Raw genomic sequence first — 23,757 nt, 5'->3', positions numbered from 1 at the left:
CCGCACATGAGCACAGGTACATCAGCCTCAGACGACAAGAACCGCGCCATCGCCGCCGCGATCCTCCCCCTCGTCGGCGGCGCGGAGAACATCGACTCCGTGGCCCACTGCATGACCCGGCTCCGCCTCGGTCTGCGGGACCGCTCGCTCGTCCAGGACGAGGCCCTGAAGGCCCTGCCGTCCGTCCTCGGCGTGGTGGAGGACGACACGTACCAGATCGTCCTCGGCCCGGGAACGGTCGCGAGGGTGACCCCGGAGTTCGAGGCTCTCATCGCCGAAGCCCCGCACCCCGCCCACACCGCCGAGCAACTCGCCGACCGGGGCGCGGCCCTCAGGGCGGCGCGGAAGGCGAAGAACGCCACCCCGTTCAAGCTGCTCCTCCGCCGGATCGCGAACATCTTCGTCCCGCTGATCCCCGCCCTCATCGGCTGCGGCATCATCGCCGGCCTCAACGGCCTGCTGATCAACCTCGGCTGGCTGCCCGGCGTCACCCCGGCGCTCGCGGCCATCGCGAGCGGCTTCATGGCGCTCATCGCGGTCTTCGTCGGCTACAACACGGCCAAGGAGTTCGGCGGCACTCCGATCCTCGGCGGCGCGGTGGCGTCGATCATCGTCTTCGCGGGCGTCGCGAAGATCGAGGTCTTCGGCCAGACCCTCTCCCCCGGCCAGGGCGGCGTGCTCGGCGCACTGGGCGCGGCGGTCCTCGCCGTGTACGTGGAGAAGTGGTGCCGCCGCTGGGTCCCGGAGGCCCTCGACGTCCTCGTCACGCCGACCCTGACCGTGCTGATCTCGGGCCTGGTCACGGTCTTCGGCCTGATGTACGCGGCCGGTGAGGTCTCCCAGGCCATCGGCGACTTCGCCAACTGGCTCCTGGCCAACGCGGGCGCGGGCGCCGGCTTCGTCCTCGGCGGCCTGTTCCTGCCGCTGGTGATGCTCGGCCTGCACCAGGCCCTCATCCCCATCCACACCACCCTGATCGAGCAGCAGGGCTACACCGTCCTGCTGCCGATCCTGGCGATGGCGGGCGCGGGCCAGGTCGGCGCGGCCATGGCCGTCTACCTCCGCCTCCCCCGCAACGGCTCCATCCGCCGCACCATCAAGTCCGCCCTCCCGGCCGGCTTCCTCGGCGTCGGCGAGCCCCTCATCTACGGCGTCTCCCTCCCCCTCGGCCGCCCCTTCGTCACCGCCTGCGTCGGCGGCGCCTTCGGCGGCGGCTTCGTCGGCCTCTTCAACATGCTGGGCGACAAGGTCGGCTCCACCGCCATCGGCCCCTCCGGCTGGGCCCTCTTCCCCCTCCTCGACGGCAACAAGCCCCTCGGCGAGACCGTCGCGATCTACGCCGGCGGCCTCCTCGTCGGCTACCTGACGGGCTTCGTCGCCACGTACTTCTTCGGCTTCAGCAAGGAACTCCTGGCGGAGTTCAACGTGGACACGGAGAAGGAGCCGACCCGCACGGCGGCCCCGGCCACCGGGCCGGAGCCCGAGCCGGTGGCCGCCAAGGTCTGAGGCCCTGGACGCCCTGGACGCCCTATCGGCAGGTCACATCGGCGGCCGGACGCTCACCCGTCAGCAGGAAGCGGGTGACCGTCCGGTCGCCGCAGGCGTTGCCGTTGGACAGGTACATGCCGTGGCCGCCGCGGTCGACGGAGACCATGCGGGCGCGGGCGCCGAGGGCCTCGCGCATCTTGAGGGCGGAGGAGTGCGGGGTGGAGGGGTCGCGGAGGCCCTGGATCATGAGGATGTTGGAGGGGCCGTCGGAGGTGAGGCGGGTGGGCCGCTCGACCGGGGAGTCCTTCCAGAAAGAACAGGGCGTGATGTTCACCGGCATGCCCGCCGTCAGCGGGTGCGCGGCGCGGTCGGCGGCGACGCTGCGGCGGAAGGTCGGGACCGAGCCGCGCCAGCGCACGTCGTTGCAGACCACACCGACGGTCACGGCCGCGTCCTCGTCGGGCATCGGACCGGCGAGCATCGGCGGCAGGACCGGGACCGCGTCCGGGTCGGCGGCCTGCTTGACCAGGCGGGCGAAGTCGGCGAAGGCGGCGTCCGAGTAGAGGGCGCTCTGCATCGCCTGGCGCAGCAGGTTGCCGGTCAGCGGCACCCCGGGCGTGGTCGAGGGCTTCGGCGCGCGGTCCAGGCGGGCGGCGAGGTCGAGGACCAGCGGGCGTACGTCCTCGGGGCGGTCGGCGAGGCGCGATGCCGCCCGGTCCGGGTGCGCGGCCCACGCCGCGAAGTCCGGGAAGCGGTCGTCGGCGCCCCGCGCCATGTCACGCAGCCACCCCTGGGCGACCGTCGCCGGGTTCGGGTCGGCGCTGCTGTCGAGGACGATCCGGTCGGTGCGGCGCGGGAACTTCTGCGCGTACTGCGCGGTGACGTACGTGCCGTACGAGTTCGCCCACGCCGAGATCCGCCGCTCGCCGAGCGCCTGCCGCAGCCGGTCCATGTCCCGCACTTCATTCGACGTGGTCAGGCTGCGCAGCACCGCGCCGCCGTTGCGCGCGCAGGCCTCGGCCACCCGCCGCGACCGCTCGACGTTCTCGTCGATCGAGCCGTCGGCGGCGGGCCAGCTGCGCAAGGTCACCAGGTGCCGGTCCGCCCCGTCGAGCCCGCAGTGCGCCTTCACGCTGCCGCCGACCCCGCGCGGATCGAAGGACACCAGGTCGTACGCCCCGCCCAGCTGCTCCTTCAGCGCCGCGCCCTTCGCGCTCAGCCGCTGCACCCCCGAGCTGCCCGGCCCGCCGGCGACCACGAGGAGGGTGCCGCGCCGGGCCCCCGGCCCGGTGGCCTTGATACGGGACACGGCGAGGTCCACCTGGGCGCCGCCCGGCTCCGCGTAATCGAGCGGCACCCGCAGCGTGGCGCACTCCTGCCCGAGGCCGACGGGCCCGCAAGAGCTCCAGCCGAGGGCGGGAGCGGCGGGGCAGGGGCAGCGGCGGGGGCGGGCGCGCCAGGAGCAAGCCCAAGTGCCAGAGTCAGAGCGGCGGTTCCTGCGATTCCTGCGTAAGTCTTCATGCGACAAGACTCATTGACGGAGCATCAACTCCCCATCCGGCAGGCACGCCGATACGGGGTGGGGACAGCCCCCTAAGATCCCCGCATGACCGACGCCCCGTACGACGCCCGAACCGCCGCCCTCGCCACCGACCTCGCCCCCACCGGAACGCTGCGCGCCTCCATCAACCTCGGCAACCCGGTCCTCGCCCAGGGCACCCCGGCCGCCCCCGCCGGCATCACCGTCGACCTCGCCCGCGAGATCGGCGCCCGGCTCGGCCTGCCCGTGGAGCTGCTCTGCTTCGACGCCGCCCGCAAGTCGTACGAGGCGATGGCCACCGGCCGCGCCGACCTCTGCTTCCTCGCCGTGGACCCGGCCCGGGAGGCGGAGGTCGCATTCACCGCCCCGTACGTCCTCATCGAGGGCGTGTACGTCGTCCCGCGCGACTCCGCGCTGCGCACCCCCGCCGACGTGGACGCGCCGGGCGTACGCGTCGGCGTGAAGGCGGGCTCCGCCTACGACCTCCACCTCGGCCGCACGCTGGCGCACGCCACCGTCGTACGCGGCGAGGAGGGCGTCGACACCTTCGCCGAGCAGGGCCTGGAGGCGGGCGCGGGCATCCGCCAGCCGATGACGGCGTACGCCGCCGCGCACCCGGCGGAGGTCCGGCTGATCGACGAACGCTTCATGGAGATCCGCCAGGCCGTCGGCACCACCCTCGACCGCTCCCCGGAGACCGTCGCCTTCCTCCGCACCACGGTGGAGGAGCTGAAGGCGAACGGCTTCGTCTCCGACGCCCTGGCCCGCGCCGGCCAGGACCCGGAACTCCTCGCCCCGCCCGCCTAGCGTCATGCGCCGGTCGTCACCGCCACGCTGTAGATCAGGTAGCGGTGGTCGGACAGGTTCGTCCCGCCCGTGGGCGCCTTGGGCTCCACGATGCACCAGCGACCCGGCAGAGTGCTGCCACTGGCGAAGATGTAGTCGATCTTGACGCCACTGTCGTGGGTCGCGCTTCCGGTGCGGGTGCCGGGGTGATTCTGCTGGTCGCACTCCGCGTATCCCGGGGTGTCGGACCCCGGTCCCGCGTACAGCTCGGCGGGCTTCCACACCTTGGCGTAGCTCGGGCCGTTGTCCGGCGGCCGGGTGTTGAAGTCCCCGCCGAAGACGACCTGGGGGTAGTCCTCGACGATGTCCCTGAGCACCATCTGGTAGTCGTCGCGGTAGTCCGCCAGCGGGAAGTCCAGGTCGGACGCCTGGCGCGGGGAGTGCACGGCGCAGAGCCGGACCTCGAAGTAGGTGGCCGTCGCGCACTGGAGCGGCGGGACGAGCTCCGTACTCGCCCGCAGCGTGGGGTACTCGACCGGATCCGAAAGGCCCGCCTTGACCACGATGGCCGTGCCGACGTCGTCGTTCGGGTCGAGGGGTTCGCTGGTGCCCGGCTTGGTCTCGCAGGGGCTCACCGTCAGCGCGCCCTTCTGCGACCAGTGGTACGGGCTGAAGTGGGCGCTCCACGCGGGGCCGAGCTGCGTGAGCAGGGCGCTCAGCGTGCTCTGGCAGACCTCCTGGAGGAGCATGGCCTGGACGTAGTTCTCCTGGACCTTCTGCTTCAGCAGCGCGACCTTCTGGTCGGTCCGGCGTTCCGCGCAGCCGCCCCAGCGGACGACGTCGCACATGTTCCAGCTCAGCACCTGCAGGTTCGTCCCCGGCGGCGGGGCCGCCGCGACGGTCCCGCTCGGGCCCACGCCGATCAGCGTCAGCGCGGCAACGGCCGCCATCCCCCAGAATCTCCAGAACCTGCGCATGCCTCTCCCCCGTGATCTTGCCGATGACCGGCCGAACGGTACTACCACCCGGCCGCCACCTGAACAGCGGCAACGCTCACGGCACGCGCGGCTCCCGGTTGAGCGCCCGTACGCGAGCCCGCAGCACCTCGCCCGGCGGCGCGGGCGCCAGCGCCTCGGGCGGACAGTCCCACTCCCGCCCGCCGCCGGGCGGCCGCAGCTGCAGACAGGGCCCTTCGTGCCCCATGACCTGCCCGATCCGCCCGTCGCGGGTGTCGATGACGTACGAGCCGGGCGCCGTCACCGCTCACCCTCCCGCGTGACCGCGAGCGCGACGACGAGCCGCTGCGCGGTGTCGAGGTTGCAGCGCCCGAGCTCGACGAGGGGATGGGTGAAGGTGCCGCCGGACGCGGCGAGGGTGACGGGGTCGACGCCGAGGGAGGGGAGCGTGATGCCGTGGGAGGCGAGTCCGGCCTTGAGCCGGCTGACGACGTCCTGGACCTGAACCGTGCCGGGGGAGATGGGCATTGTAGCGACCTTTCCACTCTGTGTATCGATTTCACTTACGGAGAGTGTCGGCCGGGTGCATGCTGGGGAACAGTGAGTTCGCCCCAACAACCCCAGATGCCCAAGCGGGAGTTGATATGGCTGAAGCCAGGAAGAAGAAGGACCCGCCACTGTCCCCCAGGGCGATAATCGGCGCCGAACTGCGCCACGCACGCGAGAACAAGGGCATGAGCCAGGAGGCCCTCGGCGAGCTGGTCTTCGTCAGCGGCTCGTACATCGGCCAGATGGAGGCGGGCACGCGCCGCATCCGCCCGGAGATGGCGGTCCAACTGGACGAGGCGTTGGGTACGAACGGCTTCTTCGAGCGCAACTGCAAGGCGGCGAACAAGTCCAAGTACCCGGACTACTTCGCGGAGGCGGCGGAGGCGGAAGCCTTGGCGACGGGAATCAAGGAGTTCGCCCCACTGCTGATCCCGGGCCTGCTCCAGACCCCGGCGTACGCGAGGGAGGTCTTCCGCGCGTACCAACCGACGGCGACGGAGGACGAGATCGACGAGCTGATGTCCGGACGCCTGGAACGCGGCCGGCTGCTCGACGATCCAACAAAGCCATGGTTGTGGGTCGTACTGGGCGAGGCGGTCCTACGACAGGCGGTCGGCGGCCCGGCGGTGATGGCGGAAGCGCTCCGGCACATCGTGGAGCTGGCGAGGCGGCACAGGGTGATCGTGCAGGTGCTGCCGTTCTCGGCGGGCGCGTACGGTTCGATGGGCGGCTCGATCAAGTTGATGTCCTTCGACGACGCCCCACCCCTGGTGTACTTCCAGGGCTCGGGCACAGGTCAGTTGGAGGACGATCCGGCCACGGTGGCCCAGCACACCCTCACCTACGATCTGCTCGGGGCCCTCGCGCTGTCCCCGCGAGATTCCCTGGCCCTGATCGAGTCTGTGGCAGAGGATTACGCCCATGAAGATCAAGATCTCTGAGTACGACCTGAGCACGGCCGTGTGGTTCAAGTCCAGCTTCAGCGACGGCAGCGGCGGCGACTGCGTGGAGGTCGCCACCTGGCGCAAGTCCTCGTACAGCGCGGGCGACGGCAGCGACTGCCTCGAAGTCGCGGACGGCCACCCGGGCATCGTCCCCGTCCGTGACTCCAAGGTCCCGGAGGGAGCGAAGCTCGTGTTCCGCACCGGCGCCTGGTCCGTCTTCGTGAACGCCCTGAAATAGGGCACCGTACGGCCGCCCTCTTTCCGAGAGTCGCACCCTCCACCGCCGCGTCAAGGGCGCCTTCGGCGTCGCTTCGCGATGGGCTTCGCCCACCCTTGACCCGGCGGCTCCGGGCGCGTGAAAACTCTCGGAGGGCGGCCCGGGGGAGCGGGCCGCGCGGACAGGTCCGGGTATCGGCCGGCCGCCGTAGGCGGATGGCGGGTGCGTGGTGGGTGGGCCCGGGTATCGCTCCGGAGCGGGGATCCCTCGCGGGCCGGTGGGTGGGGGGTCGGTTCCCGGCCGGGGCCGGTGGGACTTCTTCCGCCGGTCAGGGGTGCGCGGACGTGGAATGGGGCGCCCATTCCCGACCGGGCGACCGACCGCCGTCATCGGGCCGGGGCGCATGCCCCACTGATCACGACCGGCGTGTGGCACAAACCCTCCCCCCCGGGATCGGGGATTACGGACTTTGCACCGCCCGGCAGGACTCCGGCGGGCCCCCGAGCGTGCAAACCCCGCTGCCGCGCTCCCTGGCCCGCCACAGACCACCACCGAAGTCACAGGAGTCCCACGCATCCCGCCCACCGGCGGGGATTCTCGACTGTGCACCGCCCTGCAGGAGTCAATGGCGGTGACGAGCGGGCAAAGTCCGCTCACGCTCGGCCTTGGGCGCTGCAGGCCATCCCTGGCGTCACAGGAATCCCACCCACCCCATCGCTGGCGCGGATTACGGACTTTGCACCGCCTGGGCAGGGCTATGGCCGGCCGTCGGGAGTACAAACCCCGCTGCCGCGCACCCTTGCCTGCCACAGACCACCACTGAAGTCACAGACGTCCCACATGCCCCGCCCACGGCCGGGGATTGCCGACTTTGCCCGGTCGGGCAGGACTCCGGCGTGCCTCGCCCGGGGGCGGGGATTGCGGACTTGGCACCGCCCGGCAGGGTCAGACGGCGTGCCTCTGCGTTGTGCCGATGAGTTCTCCGTCCTCGAACGGTCTACCCAACGACACAACCGTTCTCGGCAGGAGTGCCATGTCCACCATCCAGCCAGTGATCTTGACTGCCGACCACGACGCCCTGCTCGGCTTCTATACGAAGCTGTTCGGCGCCGAGGAGATCTTTCGGGTACCGGCCGAAGGCCCAGCCTTCTACCTCGGCCTGCGCATCGGCGACACCGACCTCGGGCTGGTGTCCAAGCCCGACCCGGGGACTGGGGCGGCACCGCGGATCCTGCTCAGCATCGATGTCGACGACGTCGACGAAACGCTCGGCCGGGTGGAGGCGCTGGGCGGCTCGATCAGCAGCGGCCCCAACGACATGCCGTGGGGCCAACGCGTCGCCCACATCCAAGATCCCGACGGCAACCCGCTGAACCTCACCCAACCGATCCCTCCCCGCTGACGCCGTCCGGTCCAGCCGACCGACATCCACCGCCCGCCCCCGCACGCCGGCGAACCGCCAGCCTGCGAACCCCACAGCACCCCCGGAGTCACGGAAGTTCACCCCACCCCCTTCCGCCTACGGATCCCCGCACCCGCTCCACCCCCCAACAGCTCTCCGACAGGGTCCGGACCGTGCAATCCCCGCTGCCGCGAGCCCATGACCGCCGCAGATCACCTCCGGAGTCACACGAGTTCACATCCGACTCATCTCGCCTGCGGATTTCCGACTTCGCTCCGCCGGACGCGCACTGTCTCTTGGATCCGTCCGTGAGATCGTCGTGCTCGTGATCGAAACCTGGGTGATCAATGACGACAGCCCTGTCCCTGTGTCGGCCGAGGTCGTGCTGGAGGCTCTTCGGTCGAGGATCGACAGCGGGCAGCTTGAGACGTGGCTGACCAGTTCGTCTGGACGGTTGCTGGCCTTCGTGACGAATGCCGAGCGAGCGATGGTGGTGCTGCTCAAAGGCGAGGGTGATCCCGGCGAGCACGCCGTGGACCCCGGAACTGCGGGGTCGAGCGACGGGTTCGTCCTCTCCAACGGGCAGGGCGACGAGTATCCGGATGAGGACACCGTCCCCATGCGTGAGGCATTCAGGCTCGTGGAGCACATCGTTGGCACGGGCTCTTGGCCTGCGGACGCACGTTGGGTGGTCGATCGTTGAGCGGTCTCTCGCCGTGCCCAGATGAGGATCGCGGCGAGGTGGAGTGCGGCCTGGTTGGCGATGACGAGCTTGTCCGGCGGGTGGGCGGCCGCCGGCGCGACCTCGCCGCAGACGGTGGCCGATCTGGTCGGAGGGCTGGGGGATGGCAGCGCGGATCCCACGTCGCCGGAGGTGACTTCGGTCGCGCGGGATGAGTACGCGCGGTCCGCCAGGACGGTGTCCGGCCGGGTCCTTGGCCGTCCGGGCCGGCCTCGCGGAACACAGGTGGCAGCCATGACGGCCTCGAAGACCGGGGCATCTCCCGCCTGGCCTGCAGTGACGCGGAGAGCCAGCGGCCGTGCATCCGTCGCTGGCGAGGTGACCGTCGTGCTCAGGCCGCCTCGGGACCGTCCGAGCGCGTGATCATCATGCTCGGCCGGCCTGGAGCCCCTTTCCCCTGGCTCCGACAGGCCGTCGGCGTGCAAAATCGGCAATCCCCGCCCCGGGGCGAGACGCGTGGGACTTGTGTGACTTCAGAGGCGGCCGCCGTGGCCCAAGGCCTCGCGGGAGCGGGGTTTGTGCCACCCGCCGGTCGTGACCAGCGGGGCATGCGCCCCGGCCCGCCGACGGGCGTCGGCCGCAGCCGGGAATGGGCACCCATTCCACTCCCGCGCACCCCCACCCAGGGATCGGCACCGCCCGGCCCCGGCCGCGAACCGAGCCCCCACCCACCGGGCAGCAGAACGCCCCCGGCGCGAAGCGATACCCGGCCCCACCCACCACCGGCCCGCCACCCGCCTACGGCGGGACGGGCTACCCGAACCTGTCCGCGCGGCCCGCTCCCCCGGCCGCCCTCCGAGTGTGAAAAGGCCCCCGGAGGCACCGGGTCAAGGGTGGGCGAAGCCCATCGCTTGCGACGCCGAAGGCGCCCTTGACGCGGTGGTGGAGGGGGCCACACTCGGAGAGAGGGCGGCCGCACCAGAAGCTCGCCGGGGCCTCGGCCCGGAGGGCCCAAGCCTCGCCCCGTACCCGCCGAAGAAACCATCCCGGGCGCCGCCCGGAAACCCCTCCAGGCGGCCCTGGGCGCCCCGTTCACGCCCCCGCCACCCCCTCCGCTTACCCCCGGGGGTGCACCCCTCTCCGTACGCCCGCCAAAACCCCACACCAAGCCTCGCCGCACTACCCCTGACCTGGGCTTTTACGCCCTCCTCCCCTACCGTTTCCCTTACACGGAAGGGGACCCGCATGGACCGCTCGACCCGCACCACCGACGACGTACTCCGCCTCCTCGACACGCTGTTCGCCGAGGACGCCGACAAGTGGCAGGGCTTCTATGACGACCGGACGCGACCGGTGCCGTTCTTCGTGGACAAGCCGGACGAGAGTCTGGTCGCACTCGTCGACGCCGGGCTGCTCCCCGCCGGCGGGCGCGTCCTCGACCTCGGCTGCGGGCCGGGGCGGAACGCGCGTTATCTCGCGGAGCGCGGCTTCGCGGTCGACGCGGTGGATCTGTCGGCGGGCGCGCTGGCGTGGGCGCGGGAGCGGGCGACCGCGTCCGGCCTGGAGATCCGGTTCCTGCACGGCGACGCGTTCACGACGCCCGGTCTCGTGGACGGCGGTCCGTACGACCTGATCCACGACTCGGGCTGCTTCCACCACATCGCGCCGCACCGCCGCGTCACGTACCTCGACTTCCTCGCCCGCCACCTCGCCCCCGGCGGTCACTTCTCCCTCACCTGCTTCGCCGCCGGCCCCGACGGCATGGGCTCCGAACTCCCCGATCCGGCCTTCTACCGCGACGCCTCCCTCCACGGCGGCCTGGCGTACACCGCCGACGCCCTGCGTACGGTCTTCTCCTCCTACGAGGAACGCGAACTCCGCCGCATGCGCGACGAACCCGCCGACTCCCCCTACTTCGGCGAGCCTTTCCTCTGGACGGCACTCTTCCGGGGGCTCAGGCAGAACGGGTGACCGGCCGGGTCCGTGAGCACGACGAACCGCTCCGGATCCGGCTGGTACTCCGGCCGACGCGCGCCCAAGGCCAGGAGGCGGGCCTCCGCCTCCGCGAGGTCGTCCACGTCGAAGTCCAGGTGCAGCTGCTGGGGTTGCTCCTGGCCGGGCCAGCGGGGCGGGCGGTAGTCGTCGACCCGCTGGAACCCGAGCATCAGCCCGCCGGCGCGCTGCACGGCGGCGAACTCCCCGTGGTTCCGGGGGTGCAGCGGCAGCCCGGTGGCCCGGTGGTAGAAGTCGGCGAGGGCGAGCGGATCGGCGCAGTCGAGGGTGATCGCGGAGAGCTCCATGAGCCCCACCCTAGGCAGCAATTCCGTGGCCGCACGGGCGCCCGGCTCCTACCCTGTCCGCATGGGCCACGCGAAGACCTCGTACGTCTGCCTGCCGTGCCGCGCGTCGTACAAGCAGCCGTACGACGCCTGGCGCGAGCGGCACTGCCCGCGCTGCGCGCGGGTGATGATCCATGCCGGCTCGGCCTTCCAGCCGCCGCGCCGCCGGGACCGCAACGCCTGGCGTGCCCTGTCCGTCGTCCTGAACTCCGGCATCGGATTCCACAAATCCTGCTGCGGCGGACCGGGTTGGCGCCCCCGCACCCTCCGCGAGGTCAAGGAACGCACCGCCTACGCCCACCGCAACGGCGAGCCCGTGGCCCGCGCGTTGCTGCGCTACGACCTGCCCTGAACCGGGCCAGCCGCCCGAAGCTCGAGTATCGAGATCCGGGCCGTATTTCTACGGATGGGGTTCGGGCCTGGGATTGATAACCCACCCACCCACCCTGCGAGTTGACGTAATGCGACCGACTTGCCACACAGCGTCATATGCCTCTAGCGTGTCCGGTAACCGAACTAAACGACCCCCAGCAGGTGCGCCAACACCTGAAGGGGGTCTGACCACTACGATCGAAAGCCGTCGATCCATGGCTGACGCCGAGTTTAGTTTCCCGCCCCACCCCCTCGCCAACCCGGGCTACGGCAAGCGCTCCACCGGGTACGAACTCCCCCGCGCCGCGACCGACTTCGCGCACCTGCCGCCCCGCGAGGCCGCCATCGCCGCGTACATCGACCGGGTGCCCGAGGGCAGCGACATCTCCGTGAAGACGCTGGCCAAGCAGCTGCCGTACGGACAGTGCGCACTCCGCACCGCACTCAACCGGATCCAGCGGGCCGGGCATCTGCGGCGCGGGCGGGAGTGCCTGGGCGGGCGGTGGATCACCCGAACGTGGTTCACCCGGACGCCCCGTGACGTCACCTGGTGGGCGGCGTTCCGGCGCGGGGACGTGCCTCGGGAGCCGAGGCGGCCGACCCGGTCACGGGCGTACGTGCTGCTGGCCGCGCTCGGGCGGACGAACTCCGTCATGTCGCTCTCGCACGCCGAGTGCCACTCCCTCGCGCCGCTCGTCGAGGAGTGGTTCGCCCGCGACGCCGAGGAGTCGGACGTCCTGCGCGCCCTGACCGCCGGCCTGCCGCCCACCGTCCACCACCCGGCCGCCCTGGCCCGCCGCCGCCTCACCGACAAGCTCCCGCCGGAACCCATCCGGAGCGACCGGATCTCCCGCCGCATGCTGGAGTGCGCCGAGTGCGGCGCCCCCGACTACACAGACTCCCTCGTCGACGGCCAGTGCGCCCCCTGCCGCGGCGTCCCGCCCGCTCGCCGTCACCTCCCGGCAGCCGAGATCCGCTCCCGGGCCGCCGCCATCCGCCAGGAAATGCAAGGGACCCGCACATGACGGTTCAGCTCGTCCGGCCCGACTACGGGGCAGGATGGGGGGAAGGAGGCGACGCCATGACCCCCAACCCCGCCGATGCACCCGCCGACGTACCCACCGATGCACCCGTCGATGCGCCCACCGGTGGCCGCCCGGACCTGTCCGTCGAGGACTTCGAAGAACTCGCCCGCGTCGCGCCCGAGGGCGTGACGCTCGAACTCATCAACGGAAGGCTGAAGGTCAAGCCCGTGCCCGACGGTGATCACTCGGTGATCTTCATGTGGCTCCTCCGCCAGTGCATGCAGCACCGCCCCGAACTCGATCTGTTCCCCGAACAGGGGCTGATCGTCGAGAAATACCGCCAGGGGCATGCCAGGCCCGACGGCGCCCTCGCGCCCGAGGGCCACATGGCGGGCAAGCCCGAGTGGGCCGACCCTTCCGGCGTCCTCATGGTTGTCGAAATCACGTCCCACGACTCCGACACGCACCGGCGCGACCGCGTCGAGAAGGTCGACGGCTATGCCGCTGCGGCCATCCCCGTCTACCTGCTCGTCGACCGCGACGCGACCACCCTGTACGTCCTCAGCGAACCCGAGAACGGTGTCTATCGCCGTCAGGAGTCGTACCCCTTCGGCGCCGTCGTCCCCCTCCCCGCCCCCGTCGGCATCCCCCTCGACACCGACAAGCTCAAGGACTACGTGTCCTGACCTGCCCGCTGCCCCTTGACCCGTCACATGGTCCGCAGATACCCCGCCAGCCGGTCGTACTGCTCCCGCACCCCCGACTCCATGCCCGCCGCCAGCGCCTGGTCGCGGATCTCGGTGGTCGGCCAGAAGGACGTGCTGGTCAGGGCCGTGCCGCCGTCCGGGGTGGCGTCGAAGGAGAGGATCACGCGGACCGGGTCGGCGTCCGGCATCTGCTCGAAGAGCTCCGTGTAGACGAGGCGCTCGGACGGGACGATCTCCTCGTAGGTGCCGGAGAAGACGATCTCCTGGCCGTCGGGGCCGCGCTGGCCCCAGCGCCACGCGCCGCCCGGGCGCAGGTCGATGTCGCAGACGGACATGGTCAGGGCGGCGGCGCCGTACCACTGCCGGACGTGCTCGGGGCGCGTCCACGCCTCCCAGACGCGGGTCACCGGCGCGTCGAAGGTGCGGGTGATGACCAGCTCGCGGTCCGCCGGTGTCGTCAGCAAGGTGATCATGGTCGATCGCTCCCGTCTGTCTGGGGCGTCTGCCTGGGGTCGCTCCGCCAGAACCGACCGGATCCTCTCTCCTCAGGATGAACCCGACACACTCGCGCACGCGAGCGCGAAATCCGGTGAACGTGTTCAACCCACAGGCGCTATCGTGCTCCCACGCGGTACGCGATCTACTACGCGACCGCCTTTCCGACCTGTGGGGGGTCTCTCAGATGCGCTCAACGCGCACACTGCCGCATGCCCTCGTGCGCGCGGCAACCGTTTTCGCACTCTCGGCAGGTGTCGCCCTGCCCGCCGTGATCGCGGCCCCTGCCGCGTACGCGGCCACCGTGACCGCCACCACCACCCTGGACGACGGCCGGCTGACCCTCGGGGGGCTGCCGAGCAACGCGCTCTGGGTGAAGGTGAGCGTGCTCGCCTCCGCCGCCGAAGGGGCGGCCGTGCTCGCCGAGACCGACGAGCTCACCTCGACCGGCACCTACGCATGGACCACCGACGCGCCGATCAAGCTGCCCGAGGGCACCGCCCTCGGCGACTACCCGCTCCGGGTCGACTACCGCCTGCCCGGCGGCCTGCTCACCCAGTGGACCGGCGGGACCTTCGGCTACAAGCTGCACACCGGTGTCTCCTCGGTCGTCTTCGACCGCAAGACCACCAGTTACGACCAGCGGGACGTCGTCCTCTCCGGCAAGGCCTCCACCTGGAACCCGGCCACCGGCGAGCGCACCACCGCCGCCGAGGGCACCTCGGTGAAGGTCACGCTCAACCTGAAGGACGCCTACGGGCTGCCGCGCACCAAGGTCGCCACCGCGACCACGGCCGCCGACGGCGCCTTCGCCCTGCCCGTCACCCCGGACGCCGAGATCACCGGCGGCTCCGCCGAGGTGCAGGCCGCGACCGATGTCGACCCGGACAACGCGCGCCCGCTGCCCACCGTGGGCGTCGAGAAGCTGACGTACCGGATCACCTCGGACACCAGCAAGTACCGCGTCAACGCGGGCACCGACGTCACCGTCTCCGGCAAGGTCGAGCGCCTGACCACGGACGGCTGGCAGGGCTTCGGCGGCGCGCCCGTGGTCTCCACGGGCACGCAGCCGCTGTCGTACGACAAGGTCCTGAAGGACGAGATCGGCTCCGGCACCTCGCTCCAGGACGGCACCTTCTCGTACCTGTCGCGCGTGCAGTACACGACGACCGGCGCGTACACCGGCCTGCGTCCCTCCGTGTACTGGGGCTCGGGCAACGACCGTCCGACGGACGTGGCCAAGCTCGCGGTGCCGCAGCAGTTCTCGTACACCGGGCTCTCGCAGACCCTCGACCAGTTCGGTCAGGTCACCATGCGCGGCACCCTCGGCACCAACGGCAGCTGCTACCCGAAGCCCGACTGGGTCGCCCTCCAGGTCTCCCGGGACGGCGGACGCACCTGGGGTCAGATGACGTCCAGGGCCGTCAGCGACTGGTGCTCGTACGAGTTCAAGGTCTGGGGCTACGACAACGCCCTCTACCGGATCTACCACCCGGAGACGGATCGTTTCGTCACCAAGTACAGCACCGCCGTCCGGCTCTCCCGGATCCCGACCCGGATCGTCAACGTCACCATCAGCCCCTCGCGTCCGCGCACCAGCGGCAGCATGACCGTCAAGGGCCTGGTGCAGCAGAAGGTCAACGGGGTCTGGAAGGCCATGCCGGGCGCGCGCCTGACGCTGTACTACAAGCCCAAGGGCGACCCGTCGTGGTACTGGGCCAAGAAGGACATCCCGACCAACACGTACGGGAACTTCAGCTTCAGCACCACCAACTACGGCGACGGCACCTGGGCCCTCGGCTGGCAGGAAAAGAACGGCTACTTCTACAGCGAGTCGAGGACGATCTATGTCGATGCGCTCTGATCTCCGACGGCTCTCGGCCGTCTCCCTCGTCACGGCGCTCACGGCGCTCACCCTGGGCGCGGCGGTCGGCCCGGCCTCCGCCGAGGACGTTCCGGCGACCCCCACCAGCCCGGTGGGCATCGGCCGTGCGCTGACCAACGACGCCCAGCGCGGCAGCTTCAAGGTGACCGCCTGGACCGACGCGCCGGAGGCGACCGTCACGGCCGTCTCGGCGAAGGTCCGGCAGGGCGACACCGTCCTCGCCGAGATCCCGGCCCTGGAGGAGAACGCGGCGAGCAAGGGCACCTTCGCGCTGCCCGCGGTCTCGACGCTGAAGCTCACCGAGGACGGCGGCACCATCCCGTCGCTCGGCAAGTACGCGATCGACGTCACCGCCACGGACTCCCTTGGCAACACGGTGACCCGCGCCAATGCGGGCACGCTGGACTTCACCCTGAAGCCGCGGCTGAACGCCTTCGGCATCGGCAACCCGAGCTGGGCCGATCCGTTCCTGCACCCGAAGGGCGCGCTGATCGGCGTCCAGCCCGGCTCGGGCGACGAGGTGCCGCTGTCCGGCCGCACCGTGTCGTACGACTACACCGGTACGGACACGACGTTCGGCTCCGCGGTCACCGGGGAGACCGGCGAGTTCACCGGCGAGCCGGTCGCGGCGGAGACGCGGTACGCGTCGACCCAGGCCAGGTTCACCGAGGACAGCGCCGAGGTGCACGGCACCGCGACCTACTACGCGTACACCAGCGGCCAGGAGAAGCGGGCCACGGTCACCGCCTCCGCCGACAAGGTCCGCGCGGCCTCCGGCGAACTGGTCACCGTCAGCGGCCGGGTCACCGACCCGAACGCCGCCGACGCCCCGATGGCGGACGTCCCGGTGTCGGCGCGGCTGGGCAACGGTCTGTCGAAGACCGTGCGCACCGACGCCGAGGGCCGGTTCAGCGTGCAGCTCGTCGCCGCGGGCGGCGGGGGCGCGGGCGGCTGGTCGGTCCAGTCGGAGAGCCGGTTCCTCAGCTTCTACGCGTACGGGCCGCTGGCGCTGCCCGCCGACTCCATCACCACGGTGGCGGGCTACAAGCTGGCGACGGACGCGCGGCTGACGGTGTACGGCGAGCTGCGCGCCCCGTACGAGACCTGGCTGTCCACCTCGTCCATGCAGACGGTGGTCCTGGAGCAGTCCCCGGACGGCCAGACCGGGTGGAAGCAGATCGCCTCCACCAGCTTCTACAACAACAACGTGCGGACGCCGTTCACGATCGGCGCCTGGAACAAGGGCGGCTGGTTCCGGGTCCGGCACCTGGCCAACGACTACTTCGGCGAGTCGGCCGGCAAGCCCTTCTACATCGTCCGCACCGACTCGCGGGTGACCGGCCTCAAGGCCTCTCCGGACCCGGTCGCCAAGGGTTCGGCGATCACGGTGACGGGTTCGCTGCAGCACTACACCAGTGGCGCGTGGCGGGGTCTCGGCTACCAGCCGGTGAGCGTGTGGTTCAAGCCCTGGGGCAAGACGGGCACCTGGAAGCAGGTCGCGACCGGCAAGTCCTCGTCGACCGGCGCGGTGTCGGTGAAGACGACGGCGGGCGTCGACGGCTGGTACCAGATCCGCTACTACGGTGACGGCACCCACTTCCAGACCTTCAGCGGTCAGGACTGGGTCGACGTGCGGTAAATGCCTCGCGCATGACTGAAGGGCGGCACCCTCTCGGGTGCCGCCCTTCGGCGTTCAGCTTCGGCTCATCGAGCCGGGAACCTCCGATCCGTCAGGATCAGAGGGAACCTCCGATCCGTCAGGATCAGAAGTCCATGTCACCGCCCGGCATGCCGCCGCCGGCCGGCGCGGCGGCCTTCTCCGGCTTGTCGGCGATGACGGCCTCGGTGGTGAGGAACAGGGCCGCGATGGAGGCGGCGTTCTGCAGCGCGGAGCGCGTCACCTTGGCCGGGTCGATGATGCCCTCGGCGATCATGTCGACGTACTCGCCGGAGGCGGCGTTCAGGCCGTGACCGACGGGCAGGTTGCGGACCTTCTCCACCACGACGCCGCCCTCGAGGCCGGCGTTCACGGAGATCTGGGTCAGCGGGGCGGCCAGCGCCTTGCGGACGATCTCGGCACCGGTGGCCTCGTCGCCGTCCAGCTCCAGCTTCTCGAAGACCGAACCGGCCTGCAGCAGGGCCACGCCACCACCGGCGACGATGCCCTCCTCGACGGCCGCCTTCGCGTTGCGAACGGCGTCCTCGATGCGGTGCTTGCGCTCCTTGAGCTCGACCTCGGTCGCGGCACCGGCCTTGATGACGGCGACGCCACCGGCGAGCTTCGCCAGGCGCTCCTGGAGCTTCTCGCGGTCGTAGTCCGAGTCGCTGTTCTCGATCTCGGCGCGGATCTGGTTCACGCGACCGGCGACCTGCTCGCTCTCGCCGGCACCGTCGACGATGGTGGTCTCGTCCTTGGTGATGACGACCTTGCGGGCGCGGCCCAGGAGGTCGAGACCGGCGTTCTCCAGCTTGAGGCCGACCTCCTCGGAGATGACCGTGCCGCCGGTGAGGATGGCGATGTCGTTCAGCATGGCCTTGCGACGGTCGCCGAAGCCCGGGGCCTTGACCGCGACGGACTTGAAGGTGCCGCGGATCTTGTTGACGACCAGGGTCGACAGGGCCTCGCCCTCGACGTCCTCGGCGATGATCAGCAGCGGCTTGCCCGACTGCATGACCTTCTCCAGGAGCGGGAGCAGGTCCTTCACGGAGGAGATCTTGGAGTTGACGATGAGGATGTACGGGTCCTCGAGCGCGGCCTCCATGCGCTCCATGTCGGTCGCGAAGTACGCCGAGATGTAGCCCTTGTCGAAGCGCATGCCCTCGGTGAGCTCGAGCTCCAGACCGAAGGTCTGGGACTCCTCGACCGTGATGACGCCTTCCTTGCCGACCTTGTCCATGGCCTCGGCGATGAGCTCGCCGATCTGGGTGTCGGCGGCGGAGATGGAGGCGGTGGAGGCGATCTGCTCCTTGGTCTCGACCTCCTTGGCCTGGTCGAGCAGCGCACCGGAGACGGCCTCGACGGCCTTCTCGATGCCGCGCTTGAGGGCCATCGGGTTGGCGCCGGCGGCGACGTTGCGCAGGCCCTCGCGGACCAGCGCCTGGGCGAGCACGGTGGCGGTGGTCGTACCGTCGCCGGCGACGTCGTCCGTCTTCTTGGCGACTTCCTTGACCAGCTCGGCGCCGATCTTCTCGTACGGGTCCTCGAGCTCGATCTCCTTGGCGATGGAGACACCATCGTTGGTGATCGTGGGGGCGCCCCACTTCTTCTCGAGGACGACGTTGCGGCCCTTCGGGCCGAGGGTGACCTTGACGGCGTCAGCGAGCTGGTTCATGCCGCGCTCGAGACCGCGCCGGGCCTCCTCGTCGAACGCGATGATCTTGGCCATGTGAAGTGGTCCTCCCGGACATGGGGTGGATAACGCTCCAGGACCGCGCCGACGCCCGCGACGGACGGCCCGCGCTCCTCGTGGGTTCCTTCCCCACTCGGTCCGCGACCTCGTCTGCCCGATCCTCGTAAGCACTCTCAGCGTGAGAGTGCTAACGCCAATGATTAGCACTCGCCCTAGGCGAGTGCAAGCGACTCTCGAAGATCGGGCGACCCGGGGAAGGCGGCGGGAGGACCCCGGGAACGCGCGAGGGGCCCGCATCCCGGACCGGGATGCGGGCCCCTCGACGGAAGTGCGTCGGTGGCCGATCGCGCCGCGCTCAGGCAGAGGCGGCGAGCTTGACCATGTCCGCCTGCGGGCCCTTCTGGCCCTGCGAGATCTCGAACTCGACACGCTGCCCTTCTTCAAGGGTGCGGTAGCCGTCCATCTGGATCGCGCTGTAGTGGACGAAAACATCCGCACCACCGTCGACCGCGATGAAGCCGTAGCCCTTCTCCGCGTTGAACCACTTGACGGTGCCCTGAGCCATGCCTAACTCCCCTATTACTGGCCCTTGCGCGGATCCGCACTTCGCGGACCCGGGTCAGACCCTGCGCCGGAACGCGTCGACCGCGGCTGAATGTATCTGCCCAACTGCCCTCTGCAACAGGTCAATCGGACGAGAATTCTGGGCACGCCGGAAAGGGGAATTGGGGAGAATTTCCTTGATTACGGGGCAAGTCGGGCCCGGCAAACGGCGCAGATGGGGCACAAGGCGCGGGTACTTTGGCTGCTTCTTGTCAGGTCGGGGCGCATTCTCATATGCGTCTGGCATGAGCAGCGGAGGGGGCTTCCCCAACTCTATCGCGCTCAACCATGCAGAATTGCCCCTTCCGCTTCTTCTCGCGGAAGGGGCAATTCTGCACTCATCTGTACTGAACGGTAGTACCGCCAGTAAGTCGGCCGAGGTGACTCGGCTCAGCGCCTCGGCTCAGCAGCCGCCGGCGACCGCCGGAATGATCGAGATGCCGGCGCCGTCCGGCGTCGCCGTCTCCAGGCCCTGCTCGAAGCGCACGTCGTCGTCGTTCACGTACACGTTGACGAAGCGGCGCAGCTTGCCCTGGTCGTCCAGGACGCGGGCGGCGATGCCCGTGTGGTTCTTCTCCAGGTCGGCGATGACCTCGGCGAGGGTGCCGCCCTCGGCGGGGACCTCGGCCTGGCCGCCGGTGTAGGTGCGGAGGATGGTGGGGATGCGGACGTTCACGGCCATGTCTTCGTAACCTCTCAGCGATCGGGCGGGTCTCAGTGGGCCAGGCCCGCGTCGCGGAACGCGTCCAGGCTCGGGCGGATGGTGGCGGTCGCCTGAGAAGTCTCGGCCACGGCGTCCAGGGTCTTGAGTCCGTCGCCCGTGTTGAGGACGACGGTGGTGAGGGCCGGGTCGATGAGACCGGCCTCGACGAGCTTCTTCGTCACGCCGACGGTCACGCCGCCCGCGGTCTCGGCGAAGATGCCCTCGGTGCGGGCGAGGATCTTGATGGCCTCGACGACCTGCTCGTCGTTGACGTCCTCCACGGCGCCGCCGGTGCGGCGGGCGATGTCGAGGACGTACGGGCCGTCGGCCGGGTTGCCGATGGCCAGCGACTTGGCGATGGTGTTCGGCTTCTGCGGCCGTACGACGTCGTGGCCGGCCTTGAAGGCGACGGAGACCGGGGAGCAGCCCTCGGCCTGGGCGCCGAAGATCTTGTACGGCTTGTCCTCGACCAGGCCCAGCTTGATGAGCTCCTGCAGACCCTTGTCGATCTTGGTGAGCTGGGAGCCGGAGGCGATCGGGATGACCAGCTGGTCCGGGATGACCCAGCCGAGCTGCTCGCAGATCTCGTACGCGAGCGTCTTGGAGCCCTCGCCGTAGTACGGGCGGAGGTTGACGTTCACGAAGCCCCAGCCCTCGCCGAGCGGGTCGCCGATGAGCTCCGAGCAGAAGCGGTTGACGTCGTCGTAGTTGCCCTCGATGCCGACGAGGTCACCGCCGTAGACGGCGGCCATGACGACCTTGCCCTGCTCCAGGTCGTGCGGGATGAACACGCAGGAGCGGAAGCCGGCGCGGGCGGCGGCGGCGCCGACGGCGCCGGCCAGGTTGCCGGTGGAGGAGCAGGAGAGGGTGGTGAAGCCGAAGGCGCGGGCGGCCTCGATGGCCTGGGCGACGACCCGGTCCTTGAAGGAGTGGGTCGGGTTGCCGGAGTCGTCCTTGACGAACAGCTTGCCGGGCTCGACGCCGAGCTCACGGGCCAGGTTGTCGGCCTGCACGAGCTTGGTCCAGCCGGGGTTCAGGTTCGGCTTCTCGGCGACGTCGGCCGGGACGGGGAGCAGCGGGGCGTAGCGCCAGATGTTCGCCGGGCCGGCCTCGATGCGCTTGCGCAGCGCCTCGGGGTCGCCGGTCGGCAGGTCGTAGGCGACTTCGAGCGGACCGAAACAGAGTTCGCAGGCGAAGATCGGGCCGAGCGGGAAGATCTCGCCGCACTCGCGGCAGGAAAGTCCGGACGCGGGACCGAGGTCGACAGAGGCGGTGGCGGTGGCGGAGGTGGTCGCGGATGCGACGGTCTGAACAGCCATGGAGGCGAGGCCCTTTCTCCTCATCTTCCTCGCGACGCACTTCGTCACGAGACGGATTTGGCACCTTCCCTAGTCGGGGGACCTCGCTGGAGGACGAGTGACCGACTGGAGGGTTGCCGGGGCTTCAACGGGCCGTATCCCTCTGCCCCTCTGGATGAGCGGTATTCGATTGTGAGACGCGGTCGGCACCCCGACATGCATCGGGCATCCGCGTTGTTCAAGACTGTAACCGAAGCCTTCGACGGTGGAACCGGTCGTCCGATCCGCGAGATGGAGATCACGTTGCTGGAAGAAGTGGAGCGCTGGCTGTCCCGGCGGTCCTGGTCCGTGGCCGACCGCCCGCTGGAGGGGATCCTCGCCGCCAAACGGAGTACGCGGGGTACGACGATCAGCGTCGTGCTGCCCGCGCTGAACGAGGAGGCGACGGTCGGGGACATCGTCCGGGTGATCCGCCGCGAACTGATGAGCGAGTCCGTGCCGCTCGTGGACGAGCTCGTCGTCGTCGACTCGGGCTCCACGGACCGTACGGCGGAGGTCGCGGCGGCGGCCGGCGCGCGGGTGGTCGCGCGGGACGCGATCCTGCCGCGGATCCCGGCGGTGCCCGGCAAGGGCGAGGTGCTGTGGCGGTCACTGATGGTGACGAGCGGCGACATCGTCTGCTTCGTGGACGCGGATCTCAAGGACTTCTCGGCGGACTTCGTCACGGGCATCGTGGGGCCGCTGCTCACCGATCCGGACGTGGCGTTCGTGAAGGCGATGTACGACCGCCCGCTCGGTACTGAATTCGATGGGCTCGCCTCCGGCAAGACCCCTGGTCAGGGCGGTCGGGTAACGGAGCTGGTGGCGCGGCCGCTGCTCAATCTGCACTGGCCGCAGCTGGCCGGTTTCGTCCAGCCGCTGGGCGGCGAGTACGCGGCGCGGCGCTCGCTGCTCGAACGGCTGCCGTTCCCGGTCGGTTACGGAGTGGAGCTGGGGCTCCTCGTCGACGCGCTGCACACGGTGGGCCTGGACGCGCTCGCGCAGGTGGACGTGGGGGTGCGCAAGCACCGGCACCAGGACGGGCGGGCGCTCGGCCGGATGGCGGCGGCGATCTACCGGACGGCCCAGCTGCGGCTCTCGCGGGGGCACCTGGTGCGGCCGCGGCTGACGCAGTTCGAGCGGAGCGAGGACGGGGACGGGGAGTCGCGCTTCACCCCCCGTACGTACGAGGTGGACACGGAGGAGCGGCCGCCGATGGTGGAGATCGCGGAGTACGCGGAGCGGCGCCGCGTGGCGTAACACCCGATAATGGGCATTTCTGCCTAAATTTCCGTCCCATGCGGTTCACAAGGGAAACGGGAATCCTGCTGGCGACCGGGGTCATCCTGCTGGCCGGTACGAGCGCGGGCACGGCCGCGGCCGAGGTGATCGAGCCCTTCGGCAAGCGTTACGAGGCGACGCTGTACGGCGACTTCACCACGGCTGGGCCCGATTCCAGGCGCGTGGTGATCCCGCAGGGCGCGACCGTGGCGTACGCCCGGCTGTTCTGGGGCGGCAACGACGGCACGTACACGGGCCCGGGCGGGATCCGGTCCGCCCGCTGCGACAGCTCGGGCGCCGAGGCAACGGCCCCGCCCGGCGACCCCGCCACCACGGCCCCGCGGCTCGCGGTCGGCGCGACCGGCACGCCGGCGCCGGTGCCGATCGACAGCACGGTCACCGACCCGGCCGGCGTCGAGGGCCCGCACCACTACACGGGCGAGTCGGACGTGACGGACGCCTTCGCCGGGGCCGCGGGGGACATCCCGGTGGCGGTCGACGGCATCTGGACGCCCGCCGGCAAGGGCTGCGCGGCGGGCTGGTCCCTGACCGTCGTCTACTCCTTCCCGGCCCCCGGCGCCGGCGTCGAGCGGCGCCATGTGGCGGTGTACGGCGGCCACGTGATCCAGCGCCCCGGCGCACCGGCCACCACGGTCACCGTGGACGGCTTCCGCCGCGCCGAAGGCACGGCCCGGGCGGCCCGCGGCGCCGAGCCCGTCGACCTGCCGGCCGCCGCGATCCCGCCCGGCGCGACCTCCGCCGAGCTCACCTTCGCCCCCGGGACCGCCACCTACGTCCCGTCCGCGCTGACCCTGTCGGTCCCGGTCCCGGTGCAGGACCGGACCCGAGAGGACCCGAAGCCGAGGCGCAAGCCGACCCCGACCCCGACCCCAAGCGCAACCGCACCCACAACCTCACCGAGCCCCCCTCCGGCGGGACCGCACGCGATGGCGGAGACCGGCGGCGCCGGGGAGCGCCTGTGGCTGCTGGGCGCGCTGGGTGTGGCCCTGGCGGCGACCGGTGCGGTGGCGATGGCGGCGGTGCGGGGCGGGAGGGACCACTGAGCAGGGAGATGACGGAGGGCCTCCCCCGACGG

The 23,757-nt window shown here is 70.7% G+C and carries 24 protein-coding genes, 1 pseudogene and 1 riboswitch; of the genes and pseudogenes, 14 read left to right on the top strand and 11 right to left on the bottom strand.

Features of this window, described 5'->3' with window-relative positions:
- The first annotated feature begins 6 nt into the window (after window positions 1–6).
- Window positions 7–1,506: a PTS transporter subunit EIIC gene (locus JAO84_RS20075; RefSeq protein WP_370414101.1), complete on the top strand. Its 1,500-nt coding sequence runs from the start codon at window positions 7–9 to the stop codon at window positions 1,504–1,506.
- 22 nt (window positions 1,507–1,528) lie between these two features.
- Here JAO84_RS20075 and JAO84_RS20070 read toward each other — a convergent pair whose 3' ends face one another.
- Window positions 1,529–2,845, bottom strand: coding sequence for an alpha/beta hydrolase (locus JAO84_RS20070; protein ID WP_370414100.1), 1,317 nt, complete (start codon window positions 2,843–2,845; stop codon window positions 1,529–1,531).
- A 249-nt stretch (window positions 2,846–3,094) separates the two neighbouring features.
- On the opposite strand from JAO84_RS20070, the gene JAO84_RS20065 reads away from it, so the two are divergent.
- Window positions 3,095–3,835, top strand: a complete 741-nt coding sequence (locus JAO84_RS20065; RefSeq protein WP_370414099.1) for a transporter substrate-binding domain-containing protein — start codon at window positions 3,095–3,097, stop codon at window positions 3,833–3,835.
- A 2-nt stretch (window positions 3,836–3,837) separates the two neighbouring features.
- Here JAO84_RS20065 and JAO84_RS20060 read toward each other — a convergent pair whose 3' ends face one another.
- The 3 genes from JAO84_RS20060 to JAO84_RS20050 all read right to left on the bottom strand — a co-directional run bounded on the left by JAO84_RS20060 (window position 3,838) and on the right by JAO84_RS20050 (window position 5,298).
- Window positions 3,838–4,764: an endonuclease/exonuclease/phosphatase family protein gene (locus JAO84_RS20060; protein ID WP_370414098.1), complete on the bottom strand. Its 927-nt coding sequence runs from the start codon at window positions 4,762–4,764 to the stop codon at window positions 3,838–3,840.
- A 103-nt stretch (window positions 4,765–4,867) separates the two neighbouring features.
- Window positions 4,868–5,074, bottom strand: coding sequence for a hypothetical protein (locus JAO84_RS20055; RefSeq protein ID WP_370416963.1), 207 nt, complete (start codon window positions 5,072–5,074; stop codon window positions 4,868–4,870).
- Entirely contained in the window at window positions 5,071–5,298 is a 228-nt protein-coding gene (locus tag JAO84_RS20050; RefSeq protein WP_370414097.1) for a hypothetical protein, read from the bottom strand. Before JAO84_RS20050 ends, JAO84_RS20055 begins: the two co-directional genes overlap by 4 nt.
- A 116-nt stretch (window positions 5,299–5,414) precedes the next feature.
- Between JAO84_RS20050 and JAO84_RS20045 the strand changes: the two genes are divergently transcribed.
- The 4 genes from JAO84_RS20045 to JAO84_RS20030 all read left to right on the top strand — a co-directional run bounded on the left by JAO84_RS20045 (window position 5,415) and on the right by JAO84_RS20030 (window position 8,585).
- Window positions 5,415–6,260: a helix-turn-helix domain-containing protein gene (locus JAO84_RS20045; RefSeq protein ID WP_370414096.1), complete on the top strand. Its 846-nt coding sequence runs from the start codon at window positions 5,415–5,417 to the stop codon at window positions 6,258–6,260.
- Window positions 6,241–6,501 (top strand): DUF397 domain-containing protein, encoded by a 261-nt coding sequence (locus JAO84_RS20040; RefSeq protein WP_370414095.1) that lies wholly within the window; start codon window positions 6,241–6,243, stop codon window positions 6,499–6,501. Before JAO84_RS20045 ends, JAO84_RS20040 begins: the two co-directional genes overlap by 20 nt.
- 1,012 nt (window positions 6,502–7,513) lie before the next feature.
- Window positions 7,514–7,882: a VOC family protein gene (locus JAO84_RS20035; RefSeq protein ID WP_370414094.1), complete on the top strand. Its 369-nt coding sequence runs from the start codon at window positions 7,514–7,516 to the stop codon at window positions 7,880–7,882.
- Window positions 7,883–8,207: 325 nt separating this feature from the next.
- Window positions 8,208–8,585, top strand: a complete 378-nt coding sequence (locus tag JAO84_RS20030) for a hypothetical protein (RefSeq protein ID WP_370414093.1) — start codon at window positions 8,208–8,210, stop codon at window positions 8,583–8,585.
- Here the strand turns inward: JAO84_RS20030 and JAO84_RS20025 are convergent.
- Window positions 8,582–9,046, bottom strand: a pseudogene (locus JAO84_RS20025) (transposase); the annotation flags it as partial. The gene JAO84_RS20030 and the pseudogene JAO84_RS20025 sit on opposite strands and share 4 nt — an antisense overlap.
- A gap of 763 nt (window positions 9,047–9,809) precedes the next feature.
- Between JAO84_RS20025 and JAO84_RS20020 the strand changes: the two are divergent.
- The gene (locus JAO84_RS20020) at window positions 9,810–10,535 is read left to right on the top strand and encodes a class I SAM-dependent methyltransferase (protein ID WP_370414092.1); all 726 of its coding nucleotides are present in this window, start codon (window positions 9,810–9,812) and stop codon (window positions 10,533–10,535) included.
- Here the strand turns inward: JAO84_RS20020 and JAO84_RS20015 are convergent.
- On the bottom strand, window positions 10,475–10,864 hold the full coding sequence (locus JAO84_RS20015) for a VOC family protein (RefSeq protein ID WP_370414091.1): 390 nt from the start codon (window positions 10,862–10,864) through the stop codon (window positions 10,475–10,477). The two genes, JAO84_RS20020 and JAO84_RS20015, sit on opposite strands and share 61 nt — an antisense overlap.
- A gap of 61 nt (window positions 10,865–10,925) precedes the next feature.
- On the opposite strand from JAO84_RS20015, the gene JAO84_RS20010 reads away from it, so the two are divergent.
- The 3 genes from JAO84_RS20010 (at window position 10,926) to JAO84_RS20000 (ending at window position 12,986) form a co-directional block, all read left to right on the top strand.
- Window positions 10,926–11,255, top strand: coding sequence for a deoxyxylulose-5-phosphate synthase (locus JAO84_RS20010; protein WP_370414090.1), 330 nt, complete (start codon window positions 10,926–10,928; stop codon window positions 11,253–11,255).
- A 235-nt stretch (window positions 11,256–11,490) separates the two neighbouring features.
- The gene (locus tag JAO84_RS20005; RefSeq protein WP_370414089.1) at window positions 11,491–12,300 is read left to right on the top strand and encodes a hypothetical protein; all 810 of its coding nucleotides are present in this window, start codon (window positions 11,491–11,493) and stop codon (window positions 12,298–12,300) included.
- Between the two features lie 56 nt (window positions 12,301–12,356).
- Window positions 12,357–12,986 (top strand): Uma2 family endonuclease, encoded by a 630-nt coding sequence (locus JAO84_RS20000; protein ID WP_370414088.1) that lies wholly within the window; start codon window positions 12,357–12,359, stop codon window positions 12,984–12,986.
- 23 nt (window positions 12,987–13,009) lie between these two features.
- On the opposite strand, the gene JAO84_RS19995 is transcribed toward JAO84_RS20000, so the two are convergent.
- Window positions 13,010–13,480 carry an SRPBCC family protein gene (locus JAO84_RS19995; protein ID WP_370414087.1) on the bottom strand — a complete coding sequence of 157 codons (471 nt, stop codon included), beginning with the start codon at window positions 13,478–13,480 and terminating at the stop codon, window positions 13,010–13,012.
- A 293-nt stretch (window positions 13,481–13,773) separates the two neighbouring features.
- Between JAO84_RS19995 and JAO84_RS19990 the strand changes: the two genes are divergently transcribed.
- The gene (locus JAO84_RS19990) at window positions 13,774–15,366 is read left to right on the top strand and encodes a hypothetical protein (protein ID WP_370414086.1); all 1,593 of its coding nucleotides are present in this window, start codon (window positions 13,774–13,776) and stop codon (window positions 15,364–15,366) included.
- Window positions 15,356–17,026 carry a carboxypeptidase-like regulatory domain-containing protein gene (locus JAO84_RS19985; RefSeq protein WP_370414085.1) on the top strand — a complete coding sequence of 557 codons (1,671 nt, stop codon included), beginning with the start codon at window positions 15,356–15,358 and terminating at the stop codon, window positions 17,024–17,026. The genes JAO84_RS19990 and JAO84_RS19985 overlap by 11 nt, the downstream gene beginning before the upstream one ends.
- Before the next feature lie 124 nt (window positions 17,027–17,150).
- Here JAO84_RS19985 and groL read toward each other — a convergent pair whose 3' ends face one another.
- The 4 genes from groL to thrC all read right to left on the bottom strand — a co-directional run bounded on the left by groL (window position 17,151) and on the right by thrC (window position 21,362).
- The gene (gene groL / locus JAO84_RS19980; RefSeq protein ID WP_265867324.1) at window positions 17,151–18,773 is read right to left on the bottom strand and encodes a chaperonin GroEL; all 1,623 of its coding nucleotides are present in this window, start codon (window positions 18,771–18,773) and stop codon (window positions 17,151–17,153) included.
- Between the two features lie 319 nt (window positions 18,774–19,092).
- A complete protein-coding gene (locus JAO84_RS19975; protein ID WP_265867325.1) occupies window positions 19,093–19,302 on the bottom strand; it encodes a cold-shock protein in 210 nt (69 codons plus the stop codon).
- A gap of 441 nt (window positions 19,303–19,743) precedes the next feature.
- Window positions 19,744–20,022, bottom strand: coding sequence for a MoaD/ThiS family protein (locus JAO84_RS19970; protein WP_265867326.1), 279 nt, complete (start codon window positions 20,020–20,022; stop codon window positions 19,744–19,746).
- A 32-nt stretch (window positions 20,023–20,054) separates the two neighbouring features.
- Window positions 20,055–21,362, bottom strand: a complete 1,308-nt coding sequence (gene thrC, locus JAO84_RS19965) for a threonine synthase (protein WP_370414084.1) — start codon at window positions 21,360–21,362, stop codon at window positions 20,055–20,057.
- Between the two features lie 17 nt (window positions 21,363–21,379).
- Window positions 21,380–21,523, bottom strand: a riboswitch (SAM riboswitch).
- A gap of 121 nt (window positions 21,524–21,644) precedes the next feature.
- Between thrC and JAO84_RS19960 the strand changes: the two genes are divergently transcribed.
- Window positions 21,645–22,640 (top strand): glucosyl-3-phosphoglycerate synthase, encoded by a 996-nt coding sequence (locus JAO84_RS19960; protein ID WP_370416815.1) that lies wholly within the window; start codon window positions 21,645–21,647, stop codon window positions 22,638–22,640.
- 38 nt (window positions 22,641–22,678) lie between these two features.
- Window positions 22,679–23,725, top strand: a complete 1,047-nt coding sequence (locus JAO84_RS19955; RefSeq protein ID WP_370414083.1) for a hypothetical protein — start codon at window positions 22,679–22,681, stop codon at window positions 23,723–23,725.
- The last annotated feature ends 32 nt before the right edge of the window (window positions 23,726–23,757 follow it).

The sequence above is a fragment of the Streptomyces fradiae genome, from assembly GCF_041270065.1.
GTDB lineage: Bacteria > Actinomycetota > Actinomycetes > Streptomycetales > Streptomycetaceae > Streptomyces.
The sequence above is the reverse complement of the archived record's forward strand: the minus strand, read 5'-3'. Positions and strand labels throughout refer to the sequence as shown.

Excerpts from the sequence above, each read along its gene's own strand:
- thrC (WP_370414084.1), bottom strand. The coding sequence starts at position 21,362 with ATGGCTGTTCAGACCGTCGCATCCGCGACCACCTCCGCCACCGCCACC.
- JAO84_RS20020 (WP_370414092.1), top strand. The coding sequence starts at position 9,810 with ATGGACCGCTCGACCCGCACCACCGACGACGTACTCCGCCTCCTCGAC.
- JAO84_RS20000 (WP_370414088.1), top strand. The coding sequence starts at position 12,357 with ATGACCCCCAACCCCGCCGATGCACCCGCCGACGTACCCACCGATGCA.
- JAO84_RS20035 (WP_370414094.1), top strand. The coding sequence starts at position 7,514 with ATGTCCACCATCCAGCCAGTGATCTTGACTGCCGACCACGACGCCCTG.
- JAO84_RS20005 (WP_370414089.1), top strand. The coding sequence starts at position 11,491 with ATGGCTGACGCCGAGTTTAGTTTCCCGCCCCACCCCCTCGCCAACCCG.
- JAO84_RS20045 (WP_370414096.1), top strand. The coding sequence starts at position 5,415 with ATGGCTGAAGCCAGGAAGAAGAAGGACCCGCCACTGTCCCCCAGGGCG.
- JAO84_RS19995 (WP_370414087.1), bottom strand. The coding sequence starts at position 13,480 with ATGATCACCTTGCTGACGACACCGGCGGACCGCGAGCTGGTCATCACC.
- JAO84_RS19955 (WP_370414083.1), top strand. The coding sequence starts at position 22,679 with ATGCGGTTCACAAGGGAAACGGGAATCCTGCTGGCGACCGGGGTCATC.
- JAO84_RS20015 (WP_370414091.1), bottom strand. The coding sequence starts at position 10,864 with ATGGAGCTCTCCGCGATCACCCTCGACTGCGCCGATCCGCTCGCCCTC.
- JAO84_RS19970 (WP_265867326.1), bottom strand. The coding sequence starts at position 20,022 with ATGGCCGTGAACGTCCGCATCCCCACCATCCTCCGCACCTACACCGGC.
- JAO84_RS20010 (WP_370414090.1), top strand. The coding sequence starts at position 10,926 with ATGGGCCACGCGAAGACCTCGTACGTCTGCCTGCCGTGCCGCGCGTCG.
- JAO84_RS20060 (WP_370414098.1), bottom strand. The coding sequence starts at position 4,764 with ATGGCGGCCGTTGCCGCGCTGACGCTGATCGGCGTGGGCCCGAGCGGG.
- JAO84_RS19985 (WP_370414085.1), top strand. The coding sequence starts at position 15,356 with ATGCGCTCTGATCTCCGACGGCTCTCGGCCGTCTCCCTCGTCACGGCG.
- JAO84_RS20065 (WP_370414099.1), top strand. The coding sequence starts at position 3,095 with ATGACCGACGCCCCGTACGACGCCCGAACCGCCGCCCTCGCCACCGAC.
- JAO84_RS20050 (WP_370414097.1), bottom strand. The coding sequence starts at position 5,298 with ATGCCCATCTCCCCCGGCACGGTTCAGGTCCAGGACGTCGTCAGCCGG.
- JAO84_RS20040 (WP_370414095.1), top strand. The coding sequence starts at position 6,241 with ATGAAGATCAAGATCTCTGAGTACGACCTGAGCACGGCCGTGTGGTTC.
- groL (WP_265867324.1), bottom strand. The coding sequence starts at position 18,773 with ATGGCCAAGATCATCGCGTTCGACGAGGAGGCCCGGCGCGGTCTCGAG.
- JAO84_RS20075 (WP_370414101.1), top strand. The coding sequence starts at position 7 with ATGAGCACAGGTACATCAGCCTCAGACGACAAGAACCGCGCCATCGCC.
- JAO84_RS19975 (WP_265867325.1), bottom strand. The coding sequence starts at position 19,302 with ATGGCTCAGGGCACCGTCAAGTGGTTCAACGCGGAGAAGGGCTACGGC.